Here is a 17264-nt window from a genome sequence, read left to right as displayed (position 1 = left end):
AGTGGTAGGATAGGGGAAGATAGGTGGGTGAGGACTATGCGTGGAACCGTCCATTCCTTTATAAAAAAGCACAATTTGGTGAAACGGAATCAAACGATCGTTGTTGCGGTTTCCGGCGGTCCTGATTCGCTCGCACTATTACATTTTTTTATTCGATTAAAAGAAGACTATCAGCTGCGCATTATTGCTGCATCCGTGGATCATGGACTGCGGGGAGAAGATTCTTTAGAAGACGTGCGCTATGTTAAGGAAGCTGCTCATAAGTGGGGCGCTGAATTTTATGGAACTTCCGTCGATGTTCCTGCGTATAAGAAAGAAGCAGGAATAGGGACACAGGAAGCGGCCAGAGATCTGCGTTACCAATTCCTTGCTAAAGTTATGGACGAGACCGGTGCAGATCAGCTGGCGTTAGGCCATCACGGCGATGATCAGGCAGAGACGATGCTTATGCAGCTTACCCGCAGTGCGCTGCCAGAAGCCGTTCACGGCATGCCTGTTAAACGTCCGTTTGCTAATGGCTGGATTATTCGGCCTTTTCTTTGTCTTTCAAAAGCGGAGATTCAGCAATATTGTGAGCAAAACGGTTTAAAGCCGCGGATAGATGCTTCCAATGAAGATACAGAGTATACGCGGAACGCTTTTCGAAAACATGTGCTGCCTTTTTTAAAGGAGATAAATCCGAAACTCCATGAACATATGCAGCATATGAGTGAACGTGTGACAGAAGATCGAACTTTTATGAAAAGTGAAGCAGAGAAGGTGCTTAAAAACGTTGATATGACAGGCGGTAAAGGCGGGCATGTCCATTTTTCAAAAACGACGTTTCAAAAGTTTCCCCTTGCTTTACAAAGGACTGCCTTTCATCTAATATTAAACTATCTGTATGGTAATCAAATTGAAGAAATCTCCTTTATCCATGAGGAGATGTTTTTTCACCTTTTACAAGAACAAAAACCTAATGCATCATTAGATTTCCCGAGAGAACTCAGGGTAATCCGCGCGTATGACGCCATTACTTTTACGTTTAGCCAATCTAAGGAAGAAACGGCGTTTCATGCATCACTTTACATAGGGAAGCAAGTGACACTTCCGGATGGTTCAATGATTTCCCTGGAGGCTGCTGACAGCAGTGAGGAAAGTGGTAAGTATGTCTATACTTGTGATTCAAATCACGTAACCCTTCCTCTTATTGTGAGGACGCGCCGGCCAGGGGATCGGATAAAGCTTAGAGGAATGAATGGCTCAAAGAAGGTAAAAGATATTTTTATCGATCAAAAGATCCCCGCTCAGGAACGGGATACTTGGCCGCTTGTTACTGATCTTGATGGTCAGGTCCTATGGCTTGTTGGGTTGAGAAAAGGTGAAGGGTGTACTAGGAACCCTTCCGGTACATGGCTTCGATTACAATATAAAAATAACTGAGAAACGTAGGAGGAGCTTTCATGCACAACGAAATTGAGAAGATCTTAATTTCTGAAGAAGAGATTCAGGCGAAATGTAAAGAACTTGGAGAACAGCTGTCAAAAGAATATGACGGCCGCTTCCCATTAGCTATCGGTGTTTTAAAAGGGGCTATGCCGTTTATGGGCGATCTTTTAAAGAGAATCGATACACATCTGGAAATGGATTTCATGGACGTATCCAGCTACAGCGGCATGAGATCAAGCGGAGAAGTAAAGATTGTTAAAGACCTGGATACCCAAGTAGAGGGAAGAGATCTTTTAATCATCGAAGATATTATCGACAGCGGCTTAACGCTTAGTTATTTAGTTGACCTTTTTAAGTATCGTAAAGCCAAGTCAATCAAGATTGTGACACTGCTTGATAAGCCTGATGGAAGAACGTCACACATCAAGGCAGATACGGTGGGCTTTGAAGTGCCGGATGAGTTCGTAGTCGGTTATGGACTGGATTATAACGAGAAGTACCGCAATCTTCCTTATATCGGTATCTTAAAACCGGAAGTGTATGGTGGGTAATGAGCATTTCTACTATATATAATTCCAACGTACTTAAGTCAAGGGGTATTAGTTGTGTATTAAGTTTTTCATATGATAGTATTTACTATAGTTTTTCTCGTTTGGGAGGAGGTAGGCAATGAATCGGATTTTTCGGAATACAATATTTTACTTACTTATCTTCCTCGTAGTAATCGGCGTAGTCGGTCTATTTAGAGGTCAAGGTGAGCCAGAACAAACGTTAAATGTAAATGAATTCTATGATAGATTAAACAGTGGTGAAATTGAAGAAATGACGCTTCAGCCTGTCAACGGTGTTATGCAGATCACAGGTTCTCTTGTTGGCGCAGAAGAGGGTGAAACATTCACCGCGAAGCTGCCTGCCAACGAACAGGTGATTTCTGATGTAACCCAGCAGGCACAGGATCAGAGTATTTTAACAGTGGAAGAAGAAGAACAGCCGAGTGTATGGGTGACCGTACTTACTTCCATCATTCCGTTTGTGATTATCTTTATCTTGTTTATCTTCTTACTTAACCAGGCACAGGGCGGCGGAAGTCGTGTGATGAACTTTGGTAAGAGTAAGGCAAAGATGTACAGTGAAGAGAAGAAAAAAGTACGCTTTAAAGACGTTGCCGGAGCGGATGAGGAGAAACAGGAGCTTGTGGAAGTTGTTGACTTCTTAAAAGACCCTCGTAAATTCTCAGCTGTCGGTGCCCGCATTCCTAAAGGGGTGCTGCTGGTAGGCCCTCCGGGTACTGGTAAAACTTTGCTGGCAAGAGCGGTTGCCGGTGAGGCGGGAGTTCCGTTCTTCTCAATCAGTGGTTCAGACTTCGTTGAGATGTTCGTAGGGGTCGGTGCTTCCCGTGTTCGTGACTTATTTGAAAATGCGAAGAAAAATTCTCCGTGTATCATCTTCATCGATGAGATCGATGCCGTTGGTCGTCAGCGTGGCGCCGGTCTTGGCGGTGGACATGATGAACGTGAGCAGACGCTTAACCAATTGCTGGTTGAGATGGATGGTTTCGGCGCTAATGAGGGAATCATTATGATCGCTGCAACGAACCGTCCGGATATTCTTGACCCGGCATTGCTTCGTCCAGGACGTTTTGACCGTCAAATTACGGTTGACCGCCCAGACGTAAAAGGCCGTCAAGCGGTACTTGGCGTTCATGCTAAAGATAAGCCGTTAGCGGAAAATGTTGACTTGAAGACGATTGCTCTAAGAACTCCAGGGTTCTCAGGGGCCGATCTTGAGAACTTGCTAAACGAAGCAGCGCTTGTAGCTGCTCGTTCAGACAGTAAGAGCATTGAAATGGTTCACGTCGATGAAGCGATTGACCGTGTTATCGCTGGCCCGGCTAAGAAGAGCCGCGTAATTTCTAAGAAAGAGCGCGACATTGTGGCCCACCACGAAAGTGGACATACGGTTATCGGTATGGTCCTTGATGATGCAGACATGGTTCATAAGGTTACGATTGTACCTCGCGGCCAGGCCGGAGGTTATGCGGTCATGCTTCCGCGTGAAGACCGGTACTTTATGACGAAACCGGAGCTGCTTGATAAGATTACGGGACTGTTAGGCGGGCGAGTAGCTGAGGAGATTATGTTTGGGGAAGTATCTACAGGTGCTCACAACGACTTCCAGCGTGCGACTTCGATTGCCCGTAAGATGGTTACTGAATACGGCATGAGTGAAAAGCTTGGACCGCTTCAGTTCGGACAGAATAGTGGCGGACAAGTGTTCCTTGGCCGTGACATTCAAAATGAACAAAACTATAGTGATCAAATCGCTTATGATATTGATACAGAAGTTCAGAAGTTCATTAACGACTCTTACGCAAGAGCGAAACAGATTTTAACTGAAAACAAAGACAAGCTTGAGTTAATCGCTCAAACGTTGTTGGAAATCGAAACACTCGATGCAACCCAAATCGAGTCCCTGTTTAAGAAAGGGCGGCTTCCGACAGATGAAGAACTTGAGGAAATTGCGATTAAAAACAATAAACAGCTTAAGGCGAATCGAGAAGAGCAGAAACAAATCGATGAGCTTCAAGCAAACAACGAGAACGTTCGTGTGAACTTGAAATCCAAGGAAGAGGAAGAGAAGCGCCAGACACCTTCTACTCCGGATGACAAGCAGAAAGACACTTCTACTGAAGCTGATTCAAAGGAAGATAATACGAATCGCAAACCGGAAGATCGTCAATAATTAATGAAGCCACATTTCCCGGGAAATGTGGCTTTTCCTTTGGAAAATTGAAGATTCGAGAGCGAAATCCCCCATGTAATTGTGATATGATGGAAGCCGAAGGAAACGAAACAGGAGGCTTTTTGTATGAACTTCGTGCTTGATGTCGGAAATACAAACACAGTATTAGGCGTATTTGATGATAATCAGTTAAAATATCAATGGCGTGTTAAAACAGATCGCCATAAAACCGAAGATGAATATGGTATGTTAATAAAGTCGCTTTTCGAGCATGAAGGGTTAACGTTCCGGGATATTAGTGGTGTAATTATCTCATCCGTTGTACCTCCCATCATGTTTGCGCTGGAGGGCATGTCCCGTTACTATTTTAATAAAGAACCTATGGTGATCGGGGGTGATAATGTCAATCATGGATTGAAGATGAAGTATCCAAACCCGGGTGAAATTGGAGCAGACCGTATCGTTAATGCAGTAGGGGCTCTTGAAGATTTTGATTCCTCTTTGATCATTATCGACTTCGGGACAGCGACCACTTATTGTTATATTAATGAAAATGCAGAATATATGGGAGGAGCCATCGCCCCGGGTATTAACATCTCTATGGAAGCTTTGTATGCAAAAGCAGCCAAGCTGCCTAAAATTGAAATAAAAAATCCGGACAGCGTGGTCGGGTCTTCTACGGTAGAAGCGATGCAGTCCGGAGTGTTTTATGGATATATTGGCCAGGTCGATGAGCTGGTAAGAAGAATGAAAGAGAATGCGGCTGTCGAACCAACGGTCATTGCTACAGGGGGATTGGCGTCGCTGATAGCGGATCAGTCAAGTACGATTGATGTAGTCGACCCTTATTTAACGCTTAAAGGCTTGAATAAAATTTATCAAAAGAATAAAGATAATAAAGTATTTAAAGGAGAAGGATAATATATGGCAGATTATTTAGTGCGTGCTATGGGTTTTAACGGACAGGTTCGTGCTTACGCAATTTCTTCTACAGAAACTGTCGAAGAAGCGCGCCGCAGACAGGATACGTGGGCCACTGCTTCTGCTGCGCTCGGACGGACACTTACTATCAGTGTAATGATGGGGGCTATGTTAAAAGGGGAAGATAAGCTTACCGTAAAAATCGAAGGAGACGGCCCAATTGGTGCAATTATTGCTGATGCCAATTCAAAAGGACAGGTCCGCGGCTATTTGAAAAATCCTCATGTCGATTTCGATTTAAATAAAAAAGGCAAACTGGATGTGGCTAAAGCTGTCGGAACGAGCGGAACGTTAAGCATAGTAAAAGATTTAGGAATGAGAGATCATTTTACAGGACAGGTGCCGATTGTATCCGGTGAAGTAAGTGAAGACTTTACGTATTACTTTGCTAATTCTGAACAGGTGCCTTCTGCTGTAGGAGCAGGAGTCCTTGTGAATACCGACCACACCATTCTTGCGGCCGGCGGATTTATCGTGCAAATGATGCCGGGAGCCGATGAAGATACAACTGCGGAAATTGAGAAGCGCCTGAGTGAAATAGAACCTATCTCGAAAATGGTGCAGGATGGCAAGACACCAGAGCAGATTTTAGAAGCGGTGCTTGGTGAAGGAAATGTTCAGTTCCTTGACACGATGCCCGTAGAATTTAAGTGCCACTGCTCAAGAGAACGTGTGGAAATGGCAATCTCAAGCCTTGGGGACGATGAAATTCAGCGGATGATTGAAGAAGACCATGGCGCAGAAGCCAAGTGTCATTTCTGTAATGAGGATTATCATTTTGACATTAAGGCCTTAAAGCAGCTGCAATCAAGTCCATCATAAGAACAAAGCGGGATTTCCTGCTTTGTTCTTTTTTTAACTTTTGGTTTTTTAAGGAAAAGAGGGAACTTGCTCGCTTTTAAGCGGGCAAACGGACAAACCCCCTGCTTAAAAACTCGACCGCCCGTTAAGTCCCGCTAATTTCCTTTACATCATCCTCACCAATTTTATAATAAAATGATTGAAATGTTTGACAATGAGATAGTGATTGCGTACTCTTGTATTAAATCCTATTAAAATCCTTGGTATTAGGAGTGAAATGATGAGAATAGCTAACAATGTAAGTGAATTAGTGGGACAAACCCCAATGGTGAAATTGAACGGCAGTGCTGATCAGGACTCAGCTGACATCTACTTAAAGCTGGAGTATATGAACCCGGGCAGCTCTGTTAAAGATCGTATCGCCTTATCTATGATTGAGGCAGCCGAGGAATCAGGCGACCTTAAAGATGGAGATACAATTGTAGAGCCGACAAGCGGAAATACGGGGATCGGACTTGCGATGATCGCTGCGGCGAAAGGGTATAAAACCGTCCTTGTTATGCCTGATACAATGAGTCAGGAGCGCCGTAATCTGCTGCGTGCTTATGGAGCTGAGCTCGTTTTAACTCCAGGAGCGGAAGGTATGAAAGGTGCAATTAAGAAAGCCACTGAACTTAAGGAACAGCATGGATATTTTATGCCGCAGCAGTTTAATAACGAAGCAAACGTAAAAGTTCACGCAGAAACAACAGGACCTGAAATCGTTGAGCAAACGGGCGGTCAGCTGGATGCCTTTGTATCCGGGATCGGAACAGGTGGAACGATTACAGGTGCAGGTAAAGTTTTAAAAGAAAAATATCCGGATCTTAAGATTTATGCTATCGAGCCGGATGCTTCTCCGGTATTGTCCGGAGGAAATCCTGGCCCGCACAAAATTCAGGGAATCGGTGCTGGATTTGTACCAGGGATTCTGGACACTGAAATTTACGATGAAGTCCGCCAAGTATCTACAGAAGAAGCTTATGCGGCCGCTCGTGAAGCAGCGAGAAAAGACGGGATTTTAGGTGGAGTTTCATCTGGAGCTGCCATTCATGTTGCGAAGCAGGTAGCTAAAGAATTAGGAAAAGGTAAGAAAGTAGTCGCTGTGATTCCGAGTAATGGTGAGCGTTACCTCTCTACTCCTTTATACCAATTTGAAGAAGAGTAAAATATAAACTGTGCTCTGTCATAGGAGCACAGTTTTTGCGTTTGAAGAGAAAGATGCGGGGGTTGAACTTTTTAAAAAATACAGCCAAGGGCTACGGGAAATGGCTCGCTTTCCATGGGAGTACGGTGAGCTTCCTCGGGCTTTGCCCTCCGGGATCTCCCCCTGTACTTCCTCCCATCGGAGTCTCCCCATTTCCCTCAGCTTTTCCTTCCCCAATCCCATACACCTTTTACGGCCAATGGAACCCACAGCTGCTGCATGTAACTGGAAACTTAGCAAGAAAAAATATGTAAGACTTTTTCAAAAGCCTGTAAACCTGTGTTCTGTAATGGGAGCACAGTTTTTTTATGGGGAAATTCTACCTTGATGAAAGAATCTGCAATATGTTGTAAAATGGAAGGCGAACGATGACGAAAAGAGGGTTACAAAATGAACGGTATACTTAAGACATCTTCTCATACTTATAACCTCACAGAGCAGACGCTCGTGATGGGAATTTTAAATATTACACCTGATTCTTTTTCCGATGGAGGAAAATACGACAGCGTAAAGAAAGCTGTCCGACATACGAGACAAATGAAGGAAGACGGTGCTCATATTATTGACGTTGGCGGTGAATCGACACGGCCGGGACATAAGCCAGTTTCAGAACAAGAAGAATTGGACCGGGTTCTACCAGTGATAGAGGCGGTTAAAAAAGAAACAGATCTTCCTGTTTCCATTGATACGTATAAAGCTGAAGTAGCCAGGCAGGCTGTAGAGGCAGGTGCGGACATCATTAATGATGTATGGGGCGCGAAAAGAGAGCCTGAAATCGCGAATGTGGCTGCTGAACATCAGGTTCCGATTATATTGATGCACAACAGAGACAATAAGGATTACACTTCTTTAATTTCGGATATGAAGGATGACCTTCGGGAAAGCATTAACATCGCCAAGTCTGCAGGTGTTCCTGTTGAAAATATCATCCTTGATCCAGGAGTTGGTTTTGCAAAAACTCCAGAACATAACCTGCAGGTCATGCGGGAGCTGGAGAAGTTTCAGCAGCTTGGCTATCCGCTGCTTCTAGGAACATCACGGAAATCTTTTATCGGTTTAACGCTTGACCTTCCTGAAGATGAACGAATGGAAGGTACAGGAGCAACTGTTTGCTATGGAATCTCAAAAGGGGCTCATATCGTGCGGGTTCATGATGTAAAACCAATCGCCAGGATGACTAAAATGATGGACGCTATGATGGGAAGGGGATAATAATGGATCAGATTCACTTGAATGGAATGGAGTTTTGGGGATATCACGGACTTTTTCCTGAAGAAAACAAGCTTGGCCAAAGGTTTTATGTCGATTTAAAACTGGAGCTCGACCTCAAGCCTGCTTCAAATTCAGACGATATGAACCAGTCGATTGATTACGGAGCCATTTATGAAGAAACGAAAAAAATCGTTGAAGGGGAAGCGAAAAATTTAGTTGAAACGGTAGCTGAAGAGATTGCTGATGTCCTATTAGAGCAATTCACGCTTCTTGATGCGTGCCATGTAAAAGTCACGAAGCCGGACCCTCCAATCCCAGGTCACTATCAGTCAGTAGCTATTGATATTTACCGGAGCCGTAAAGGATGAACAGCGTATATATTGCACTCGGCTCAAATCTTGATAACCGAATCGAGTATTTAACCGAAGCGGTCACCCTGCTTGATCACCATGATGGAATTAACGTAGTCAGGCAGTCATCGATTTATGAAACGGCACCTGTAGGTTATATTGAACAAAACGACTTTTTAAACATGGTTCTTGAAGCGCGTACCACCTTGCAGCCGCTTGAACTGCTTGATTACTGTCAGTTTATTGAAAAGGAGCTAGGGCGCAAAAGGGTTATTAAATGGGGGCCGCGCACAATAGACCTTGACATTTTGGCCTATAATCAAGAAAATATGAAAGATGAGCGTTTAACAATACCACACCCACATTTGCAGGAAAGAGCGTTTGTACTTGTTCCTCTTGCGGAGCTGGATCCGAATTTATATATCCCATCCGTAAAACAGGAAGCCGGAGTTCTTTTAAACAAGCTTCCCAAAGAGGAAGTCGAAAGTATTCAAGTGTGGATAGAGAAGTAGTTGGACTGTCGGTTAAGCTTTTATATATAAATAGTATGTATTATGGAAATGCGTAAGCACGCTTCATGGTATTTCAAAGGATTGAAAGGAAACGGCCGCGTACGTAACCGTATCAATGCTGCTGAGACAAGAGAAGAGATGCTGGGCATCCTTTATGAGTTTGCAGCAGACATCGAAGAAAAGATGAAGGTTTCCTAAGTATAGAAGCGTTGACACCGAGATAGGACTTTTCTATACTAAACGATAGTTAGCATACTGCCAGTGCCTGCTGGCAGTTTTTATTATTCGAGCGTTATTTTAAATCGATAAATATTTTAAATGAATGGAGTGATGATCATGTCCGAAGAACTCAATGACCAGATGCAGGTGAGACGGGAGAAGTTAAACTCCTATAAAGAGAGAGGTCTCGATCCTTTCGGCAGCAAATTTGAGCGTACAGCACTTGCCGAAGAGTTAAGGTCTCAATACGATGAGTTTTCCAAAGAAGAGCTTGAAGAGAAGCTGGCACAAGTAACGGTAGCCGGCCGTATCATGACAAAGCGTGGAAAAGGAAAAGCCGGTTTTGCTCATATTCAGGACTTAAGCGGTCAAATTCAGTTATATGTACGTAAAGATGCTATCGGTGAAGAAGCCTATGAAATCTTTAAATCAGCGGACATCGGAGACATCGTTGGTGTGTCAGGGGAGATGTTTAAAACAAACGTAGGAGAGCTTTCCGTTAAAGCCAGCCAGTTTGAAATTTTAACAAAATCTCTTCGACCTCTTCCAGAGAAATTCCACGGCCTAAAAGATGTAGAACAGCGCTACCGTCAGCGTTACTTAGATTTAATTACAAACCCTGAAAGCAGGGATACCTTTGTGCTGCGAAGTAAAATCATTCAATCAATGCGCCGTTATTTGGACAACCTTGGCTTCCTTGAAGTGGAAACTCCAATGATGCACAGCATCCCTGGCGGAGCTTCTGCCCGTCCGTTTGTTACGCATCATAACGCCCTGGATATGGAGCTTTATATGCGTATTGCGATTGAGCTTCACTTGAAGAGACTAATCGTCGGCGGCATGGAAAAAGTATATGAAATCGGCCGTGTCTTCCGTAATGAAGGGATATCCACCCGTCACAATCCGGAATTTACTATGATTGAGTTATATGAAGCCTACGCTGACTACCACGACATCATGAGCTTAACTGAAGAACTGATTGCTCATATTGCTAAAGATGTACTTGGCACTTCCAAAGTTGACTACAATGGAGAAGAAATTGATCTCGAGCCTGAATGGACTCGTCTTCATATGGTAGACGCTGTTAAAGAATATACAGGAGTCGACTTCTGGCGGGAAATGTCAGATGACGAAGCAAAAGCCTTAGCAAAAGAGCACGACATCGAGATTCAGGATACGATGTCCTTTGGTCATATTGTTAATGAATTCTTTGAACAAAAAGTGGAAGAAAAACTGATCCAGCCTACTTTTGTTTACGGACACCCAATTGAAATCTCTCCATTAGCGAAAAAGAACCCGGAAGATCCGCGCTTTACGGATCGATTCGAGTTATTTATCGTAGGCCGCGAGCATGCGAATGCATTTTCTGAGTTAAACGATCCAATTGATCAGCGGGAGCGTTTTGAAGGTCAGTTAAAAGAGCGTGAAGAAGGAAACGATGAAGCACACTTAATGGATGAAGATTTCTTAGAATCATTAGAATACGGAATGCCGCCAACCGGAGGATTAGGTATTGGCGTGGACCGTTTAGTTATGCTTCTGACGAATTCCGCTTCTATTCGAGATGTATTACTATTCCCGCAGATGAGAAAGCGCGGCGAATCCTAAAGATATGCAATGCCTCTAATTTTGAGATTAGGGGCTTTTTTTATACAAAAAAACGATGAATCGTCAGAAAATACTTTTATTTAAAATAAGGCTTGATGTAGTCTTATAACCGTGGTATATTAATAAACGTCGCATCGAGAGCGGCACAGCAAACGATAAAAACTCAATTATAAAAACGAAAAAAGTTGTTGACTTAAACAAGTTATCGTGGTATATTAATTGAGTCGCTGTTTTAAAGCGAAACGACATTTTGATCTTTGAAAACTGAACGAACCAACCAGTACGTCAATTTATTCTTTCTATTATATAGAGAGAATTCAAACAAGCACATTCGGTGTGCAAATGAGCAAGTCAAACTACTTTTATGGAGAGTTTGATCCTGGCTCAGGACGAACGCTGGCGGCGTGCCTAATACATGCAAGTCGAGCGCAGGAAGTTAACTGATCCCCTTCGGGGGTGACGTTAGTGGAATGAGCGGCGGACGGGTGAGTAACACGTGGGCAACCTGCCTGTAAGACCGGAATAACCCCGGGAAACCGGGGCTAATGCCGGGTAATCTCCTCCCTCGCATGAGGGAAGAGTAAAAGATGGCTTTCTGAGCTATCGCTTACAGATGGGCCCGCGGCGCATTAGCTAGTTGGTGAGGTAACGGCTCACCAAGGCGACGATGCGTAGCCGACCTGAGAGGGTGATCGGCCACACTGGGACTGAGACACGGCCCAGACTCCTACGGGAGGCAGCAGTAGGGAATCTTCCGCAATGGACGAAAGTCTGACGGAGCAACGCCGCGTGAACGATGAAGGTCTTCGGATCGTAAAGTTCTGTTGCGAGGGAAGAACAAGTACCGTGCGAATAGAGCGGTACCTTGACGGTACCTCGCGAGAAAGCCCCGGCTAACTACGTGCCAGCAGCCGCGGTAATACGTAGGGGGCAAGCGTTGTCCGGAATTATTGGGCGTAAAGCGCGCGCAGGCGGTTCCTTAAGTCTGATGTGAAAGCCCACGGCTCAACCGTGGAGGGTCATTGGAAACTGGGGAACTTGAGGACAGAAGAGGAGAGTGGAATTCCACGTGTAGCGGTGAAATGCGTAGATATGTGGAGGAACACCAGTGGCGAAGGCGACTCTCTGGTCTGTTTCTGACGCTGAGGTGCGAAAGCGTGGGTAGCAAACAGGATTAGATACCCTGGTAGTCCACGCCGTAAACGATGAGTGCTAGGTGTTAGGGGGCTTCCACCCCTTAGTGCTGAAGTTAACGCATTAAGCACTCCGCCTGGGGAGTACGGCCGCAAGGCTGAAACTCAAAGGAATTGACGGGGGCCCGCACAAGCGGTGGAGCATGTGGTTTAATTCGAAGCAACGCGAAGAACCTTACCAGGTCTTGACATCCTTGGACCACCCTAGAGATAGGGTCTTCCCTTCGGGGACCAAGTGACAGGTGGTGCATGGTTGTCGTCAGCTCGTGTCGTGAGATGTTGGGTTAAGTCCCGCAACGAGCGCAACCCCTAATCTTAGTTGCCAGCATTGAGTTGGGCACTCTAAGGTGACTGCCGGTGACAAACCGGAGGAAGGCGGGGATGACGTCAAATCATCATGCCCCTTATGACCTGGGCTACACACGTGCTACAATGGATGGTACAAAGGGCAGCGAAGCCGCGAGGTGTAGCAAATCCCATAAAACCATTCTCAGTTCGGATTGCAGGCTGCAACTCGCCTGCATGAAGCCGGAATCGCTAGTAATCGCGGATCAGAATGCCGCGGTGAATACGTTCCCGGGCCTTGTACACACCGCCCGTCACACCACGAGAGTTGGCAACACCCGAAGTCGGTGAGGTAACCTTTATGGAGCCAGCCGCCGAAGGTGGGGCCAATGATTGGGGTGAAGTCGTAACAAGGTAGCCGTATCGGAAGGTGCGGCTGGATCACCTCCTTTCTAAGGATAAAAGGAACGGCTTTTTAGCCGTCTCCTTCGGAGGACGTACATGGTTGGTTGTTCAGTTTTGAGAGATCAAAGGATCTTCTCAATGTGAACCTTGAAAACTGGATAAGATTTGACAAGACATCAAACCAAAGTAAGAAACGTCTTTTCACGACGATTTAAAAGTTAAGTGAATAAGGGCGCACGGTGGATGCCTTGGCACTAGGAGCCGATGAAGGACGGGACTAACACCGAAATGCCTGGGGGAGCTGTAAGTAAGCTTTGATCCCAGGATCTCCGAATGGGGAAACCCGCTGTTCGTAATGGAACAGTATCCATAACTGAATACATAGGTTATGGAAGGCAGACCCGGGGAACTGAAACATCTCATTACCCGGAGGAAGAGAAAGCAAACGCGATTTCCCAAGTAGCGGCGAGCGAAACGGAATCAGCCCAAACCAGAAAGCTTGCTTTCTGGGGTTGTAGGACACTCCTTTGGAGTTACCAAGAGAGAGGATAGACGAAGTGATCTGGAAAGATCCGCCATAGAGGGTAACAGCCCTGTACTCGACATCCTTTCTCCTCCGGAGTGTATCCTGAGTACGGCGGAACACGAGGAATTCCGTCGGAATCCGGGAGGACCATCTCCCAAGGCTAAATACTCCCTAGTGACCGATAGCGAACCAGTACCGTGAGGGAAAGGTGAAAAGCACCCCGGAAGGGGAGTGAAAGAGAACCTGAAACCGTGTGCCTACAAGTAGTCGGAGCCCATTCATGGGTGACGGCGTGCCTTTTGTAGAATGAACCGGCGAGTTACGACCGTATGCAAGGTTAAGCTGATGAGAAGCGGAGCCGCAGCGAAAGCGAGTCTGAATAGGGCGATTTGAGTATGCGGTCGTAGACCCGAAACCGTGTGATCTACCCATGTCCAGGGTGAAGGTCAGGTAACACTGACTGGAGGCCCGAACCCACGCAAGTTGAAAATTGCGGGGATGAGGTGTGGGTAGGGGTGAAATGCCAATCGAACACGGAGATAGCTGGTTCTCTCCGAAATAGCTTTAGGGCTAGCCTCAGAATAGAAAGTCTTGGAGGTAGAGCACTGATTGGACGAGGGGCCCCTACCGGGTTACCGAATTCAGTCAAACTCCGAATGCCAATGACTTTGTTCTGGGAGTCAGACCATGGGTGATAAGGTTCATGGTCGAGAGGGGAACAGCCCAGACCGCCAGCTAAGGTCCCTAAGTGTGTGTTAAGTGGAAAAGGATGTGGAGTTGCTTAGACAACCAGGATGTTGGCTTAGAAGCAGCCATCATTGAAAGAGTGCGTAATAGCTCACTGGTCGAGTGACTCCGCGCCGAAAATATACCGGGGCTAAACACACCACCGAAGCTGCGGATTGATCCTGATGGATCAGTGGTAGGAGAGCGTTCTAAGGGCGGCGAAGTCAGACCGTAAGGACTGGTGGAGCGCTTAGAAGTGAGAATGCCGGTATGAGTAGCGAAAAAAGAGTGAGAATCTCTTTCACCGAAAGCCTAAGGTTTCCTGAGGAAGGCTCGTCCTCTCAGGGTTAGTCGGGACCTAAGCCGAGGCCGAAAGGCGTAGGCGATGGACAACAGGTGGATATTCCTGTACCGCCTCCTTTCCGTTTGAACGACGGGGGGACGCAGGAGGATAAGGAGTGCGCACGATTGGAAGAGTGCGTCCAAGCAGCAAGACGGTCGGATAGGCAAATCCGTCCGGCAACGTCAAGCTGTGATGGGGAGGGAAATAAAGTACCGAAGCTCCGGACTTCACACTGCCAAGAAAATCCTCTAGTGAGGAAAGAGGCGCCCGTACCGCAAACCAACACAGGTAGGCGAGGAGAGAATCCTAAGGTGAGCGGGAGAACTCTCGTTAAGGAACTCGGCAAAATGACCCCGTAACTTCGGGAGAAGGGGTGCTCCTCTGCCGAGGAGCCGCAGTGAAAAGGCCCAAGCGACTGTTTACCAAAAACACAGGTCTCTGCGAAGCCGTAAGGCGAAGTATAGGGGCTGACACCTGCCCGGTGCTGGAAGGTTAAGGGGATGCGTTAGCTTTTAGCGAAGCGTTGAACCGAAGCCCCAGTAAACGGCGGCCGTAACTATAACGGTCCTAAGGTAGCGAAATTCCTTGTCGGGTAAGTTCCGACCCGCACGAAAGGTGCAACGACTTGGGCACTGTCTCAACGAGAGACCCGGTGAAATTATACTATGCGTGAAGATGCGCATTACCCGCGACAGGACGGAAAGACCCCGTGGAGCTTTACTGTAGCCTGATATTGAATGTTGGTACAGCTTGTACAGGATAGGTGGGAGCCTGAGAAGCCGGAGCGCTAGCTTCGGTGGAGGCGCTGGTGGGATACCACCCTGGCTGTACGGACATTCTAACCCAGGACCGTGATCCGGTCCGGAGACAGTGTCAGGTGGGCAGTTTGACTGGGGCGGTCGCCTCCCAAAGAGTAACGGAGGCGCCCAAAGGTTCCCTCAGAATGGTTGGAAATCATTCGCAGAGTGTAAAGGCACAAGGGAGCTTGACTGCGAGACCTACAAGTCGAGCAGGGACGAAAGTCGGGCTTAGTGATCCGGCGGTACCGTATGGAAGGGCCGTCGCTCAACGGATAAAAGCTACCCCGGGGATAACAGGCTTATCTCCCCCAAGAGTCCACATCGACGGGGAGGTTTGGCACCTCGATGTCGGCTCATCGCATCCTGGGGCTGTAGTCGGTCCCAAGGGTTGGGCTGTTCGCCCATTAAAGCGGTACGCGAGCTGGGTTCAGAACGTCGTGAGACAGTTCGGTCCCTATCCGTCGTGGGCGTTGGAAATCTGAAAGGAGCTGTCCTTAGTACGAGAGGACCGGGATGGACACACCGCTGGTGTACCAGTTGTTCCGCCAGGAGCATCGCTGGGTAGCTACGTGTGGACGGGATAAGTGCTGAAAGCATCTAAGCATGAAGCCCCCCTTGAGATGAGATTTCCCCTAACAATAAGTTAGTAAGATTCCTCAGAGACGATGAGGTCGATAGGTCCGAGGTGGACGCGTGGTGACACGTGGAGCTGACGGATACTAATCAATCGATGACTTAACTTTAAAAGAAAAGCGAAAACGCCTAGGCGTTGCAGCTACAAATTATGACGGTTTGATTCCAATCAGTCTTATCCAGTTTTGAGGGTTTACTAAAAAGTTTTAAAATAACCCTTGATATTTTCTCAAAAGGACAATATAATATATCTTGTCCCTAAAAAATAAGGTTTGGTGGCGATAGCGAAGAGGTCACACCTGTTCCCATGCCGAACACAGCAGTTAAGCTCTTCAGCGCCGATGGTAGTCGGGTATATCCCCGTGAGAGTAGGACGCTGCCATACCTTACATAATCCGGAGGATTAGCTCAGCTGGGAGAGCACTTGCCTTACAAGCAAGGGGTCGCAGGTTCGAGCCCTGCATCCTCCACCATTTAGCCGGCCTAGCTCAATTGGTAGAGCAACTGACTTGTAATCAGTAGGTTGGGGGTTCAAGTCCTCTGGCCGGCACCATTTTGTCCAAGCTTTTTATTAAGAGCCATTAGCTCAGTTGGTAGAGCATCTGACTTTTAATCAGAGGGTCGGAGGTTCGAGCCCTCCATGGCTCACCATTTATTAGCGGGTGTGGTGGAATTGGCAGACACGCTAGATTTAGGATCTAGTGCTTCACGGCGTGGGGGTTCAAGTCCCTCCACCCGCATTATACGCGGAAGTAGTTCAGTGGTAGAACACCACCTTGCCAAGGTGGGGGTCGCGGGTTCGAATCCCGTCTTCCGCTCCATTATACTTATTGCAGATGAATAGTATATAAACCTTACTTGCAAGTGTCGTGCCGGGGTGGCGGAATTGGCAGACGCACAGGACTTAAAATCCTGCGGTGGGTTTCCACCGTGCCGGTTCGAGTCCGGCCCTCGGCACCATAATTTAATTTGCGCCCGTAGCTCAATTGGATAGAGCGTCTGACTACGGATCAGAAGGTTAGGGGTTCGACTCCTCTCGGGCGCGCCATTTACTTACGGGAAGTAGCTCAGCTTGGTAGAGCACTTGGTTTGGGACCAAGGGGTCGCAGGTTCGAATCCTGTCTTCCCGACCATTCTTATCATAATAAGGGGCCTTAGCTCAGCTGGGAGAGCGCCTGCTTTGCACGCAGGAGGTCAGCGGTTCGATCCCGCTAGGCTCCACCATTTAATTTTGATCTTTGAAAACTGAACGAA

At 46.7% G+C, this 17264-nt stretch carries 11 protein-coding genes, 9 tRNA genes and 3 rRNA genes; all 23 read left to right on the top strand.

Features of this window, described 5'->3' with window-relative positions; genetic code table 11:
* The first annotated feature begins 36 nt into the window (after nucleotides 1–36).
* The 23 genes from tilS (at nucleotide 37) to HUS26_RS15630 (ending at nucleotide 17234) form a co-directional block, all read left to right on the top strand.
* Nucleotides 37–1422 (top strand): tRNA lysidine(34) synthetase TilS, encoded by a 1386-nt coding sequence (gene tilS, locus HUS26_RS15740; protein ID WP_173917998.1) that lies wholly within the window; start codon nucleotides 37–39, stop codon nucleotides 1420–1422.
* 20 nt (nucleotides 1423–1442) lie between these two features.
* A complete protein-coding gene (hpt, locus tag HUS26_RS15735) occupies nucleotides 1443–1979 on the top strand; it encodes a hypoxanthine phosphoribosyltransferase (RefSeq protein ID WP_173917997.1) in 537 nt (178 codons plus the stop codon).
* Nucleotides 1980–2097: 118 nt separating this feature from the next.
* Nucleotides 2098–4170 (top strand): ATP-dependent zinc metalloprotease FtsH, encoded by a 2073-nt coding sequence (ftsH, locus tag HUS26_RS15730; RefSeq protein WP_173917996.1) that lies wholly within the window; start codon nucleotides 2098–2100, stop codon nucleotides 4168–4170.
* 126 nt (nucleotides 4171–4296) lie between these two features.
* Complete coding sequence (locus HUS26_RS15725) at nucleotides 4297–5091, top strand: type III pantothenate kinase (RefSeq protein WP_173917995.1); 795 nt, start codon at nucleotides 4297–4299, stop codon at nucleotides 5089–5091.
* 3 nt (nucleotides 5092–5094) lie between these two features.
* Nucleotides 5095–5973: an Hsp33 family molecular chaperone HslO gene (gene hslO, locus HUS26_RS15720; RefSeq protein ID WP_173917994.1), complete on the top strand. Its 879-nt coding sequence runs from the start codon at nucleotides 5095–5097 to the stop codon at nucleotides 5971–5973.
* A gap of 259 nt (nucleotides 5974–6232) precedes the next feature.
* Nucleotides 6233–7159, top strand: coding sequence for a cysteine synthase A (cysK, locus tag HUS26_RS15715; RefSeq protein ID WP_217424735.1), 927 nt, complete (start codon nucleotides 6233–6235; stop codon nucleotides 7157–7159).
* Between the two features lie 429 nt (nucleotides 7160–7588).
* Nucleotides 7589–8410 (top strand): dihydropteroate synthase, encoded by an 822-nt coding sequence (gene folP / locus HUS26_RS15710; RefSeq protein WP_173917992.1) that lies wholly within the window; start codon nucleotides 7589–7591, stop codon nucleotides 8408–8410.
* A gap of 2 nt (nucleotides 8411–8412) precedes the next feature.
* Nucleotides 8413–8778 carry a dihydroneopterin aldolase gene (folB, locus tag HUS26_RS15705; RefSeq protein ID WP_173917991.1) on the top strand — a complete coding sequence of 122 codons (366 nt, stop codon included), beginning with the start codon at nucleotides 8413–8415 and terminating at the stop codon, nucleotides 8776–8778.
* The gene (folK, locus tag HUS26_RS15700) at nucleotides 8775–9272 is read left to right on the top strand and encodes a 2-amino-4-hydroxy-6-hydroxymethyldihydropteridine diphosphokinase (protein ID WP_173917990.1); all 498 of its coding nucleotides are present in this window, start codon (nucleotides 8775–8777) and stop codon (nucleotides 9270–9272) included. The genes folB and folK overlap by 4 nt, the downstream gene beginning before the upstream one ends.
* Before the next feature lie 42 nt (nucleotides 9273–9314).
* Nucleotides 9315–9470: a hypothetical protein gene (locus HUS26_RS15695; RefSeq protein WP_173917989.1), complete on the top strand. Its 156-nt coding sequence runs from the start codon at nucleotides 9315–9317 to the stop codon at nucleotides 9468–9470.
* 138 nt (nucleotides 9471–9608) lie between these two features.
* Entirely contained in the window at nucleotides 9609–11099 is a 1491-nt protein-coding gene (gene lysS, locus HUS26_RS15690) for a lysine--tRNA ligase (protein WP_173917988.1), read from the top strand.
* Between the two features lie 361 nt (nucleotides 11100–11460).
* Nucleotides 11461–13029, top strand: a 16S ribosomal RNA gene (locus HUS26_RS15685).
* 169 nt (nucleotides 13030–13198) lie between these two features.
* Nucleotides 13199–16120, top strand: a 23S ribosomal RNA gene (locus HUS26_RS15680).
* Nucleotides 16121–16281: 161 nt separating this feature from the next.
* Nucleotides 16282–16395, top strand: a 5S ribosomal RNA gene (rrf, locus tag HUS26_RS15675).
* The 16S, 23S and 5S rRNA genes sit together here with 9 tRNA genes alongside, the layout of an rRNA operon.
* A gap of 12 nt (nucleotides 16396–16407) precedes the next feature.
* Nucleotides 16408–16483 (top strand) — tRNA-Val (locus HUS26_RS15670).
* 4 nt (nucleotides 16484–16487) lie between these two features.
* Nucleotides 16488–16563: transfer RNA gene (locus HUS26_RS15665), tRNA-Thr, on the top strand.
* A gap of 22 nt (nucleotides 16564–16585) precedes the next feature.
* Nucleotides 16586–16661 (top strand) — tRNA-Lys (locus HUS26_RS15660).
* Nucleotides 16662–16668: 7 nt separating this feature from the next.
* Nucleotides 16669–16750 (top strand) — tRNA-Leu (locus HUS26_RS15655).
* 6 nt (nucleotides 16751–16756) lie between these two features.
* Nucleotides 16757–16831: transfer RNA gene (locus tag HUS26_RS15650), tRNA-Gly, on the top strand.
* 50 nt (nucleotides 16832–16881) lie between these two features.
* A tRNA-Leu gene (locus tag HUS26_RS15645) sits at nucleotides 16882–16970 on the top strand.
* 11 nt (nucleotides 16971–16981) lie between these two features.
* A tRNA-Arg gene (locus tag HUS26_RS15640) sits at nucleotides 16982–17058 on the top strand.
* Between the two features lie 8 nt (nucleotides 17059–17066).
* Nucleotides 17067–17143: transfer RNA gene (locus HUS26_RS15635), tRNA-Pro, on the top strand.
* 15 nt (nucleotides 17144–17158) lie between these two features.
* A tRNA-Ala gene (locus tag HUS26_RS15630) sits at nucleotides 17159–17234 on the top strand.
* Nucleotides 17235–17264 lie beyond the last annotated feature (30 nt).

The organism is Halobacillus sp. Marseille-Q1614 (assembly GCF_902809865.1).
Lineage (GTDB): Bacteria > Bacillota > Bacilli > Bacillales > Halobacillaceae > Halobacillus_A.
This window is presented reverse-complemented; position numbering and strand designations above follow the sequence as displayed.

Bases quoted from the DNA above. Each gene is read 5' to 3' on its own strand.
- ftsH (WP_173917996.1), top strand. From the start codon at position 2,098: ATGAATCGGATTTTTCGGAATACAATATTTTACTTACTTATCTTCCTC.
- HUS26_RS15725 (WP_173917995.1), top strand. From the start codon at position 4,297: ATGAACTTCGTGCTTGATGTCGGAAATACAAACACAGTATTAGGCGTA.
- folB (WP_173917991.1), top strand. From the start codon at position 8,413: ATGGATCAGATTCACTTGAATGGAATGGAGTTTTGGGGATATCACGGA.
- HUS26_RS15695 (WP_173917989.1), top strand. From the start codon at position 9,315: ATGGAAATGCGTAAGCACGCTTCATGGTATTTCAAAGGATTGAAAGGA.
- folK (WP_173917990.1), top strand. From the start codon at position 8,775: ATGAACAGCGTATATATTGCACTCGGCTCAAATCTTGATAACCGAATC.
- cysK (WP_217424735.1), top strand. From the start codon at position 6,233: ATGAGAATAGCTAACAATGTAAGTGAATTAGTGGGACAAACCCCAATG.
- folP (WP_173917992.1), top strand. From the start codon at position 7,589: ATGAACGGTATACTTAAGACATCTTCTCATACTTATAACCTCACAGAG.
- tilS (WP_173917998.1), top strand. From the start codon at position 37: ATGCGTGGAACCGTCCATTCCTTTATAAAAAAGCACAATTTGGTGAAA.
- lysS (WP_173917988.1), top strand. From the start codon at position 9,609: ATGTCCGAAGAACTCAATGACCAGATGCAGGTGAGACGGGAGAAGTTA.
- hpt (WP_173917997.1), top strand. From the start codon at position 1,443: ATGCACAACGAAATTGAGAAGATCTTAATTTCTGAAGAAGAGATTCAG.
- hslO (WP_173917994.1), top strand. From the start codon at position 5,095: ATGGCAGATTATTTAGTGCGTGCTATGGGTTTTAACGGACAGGTTCGT.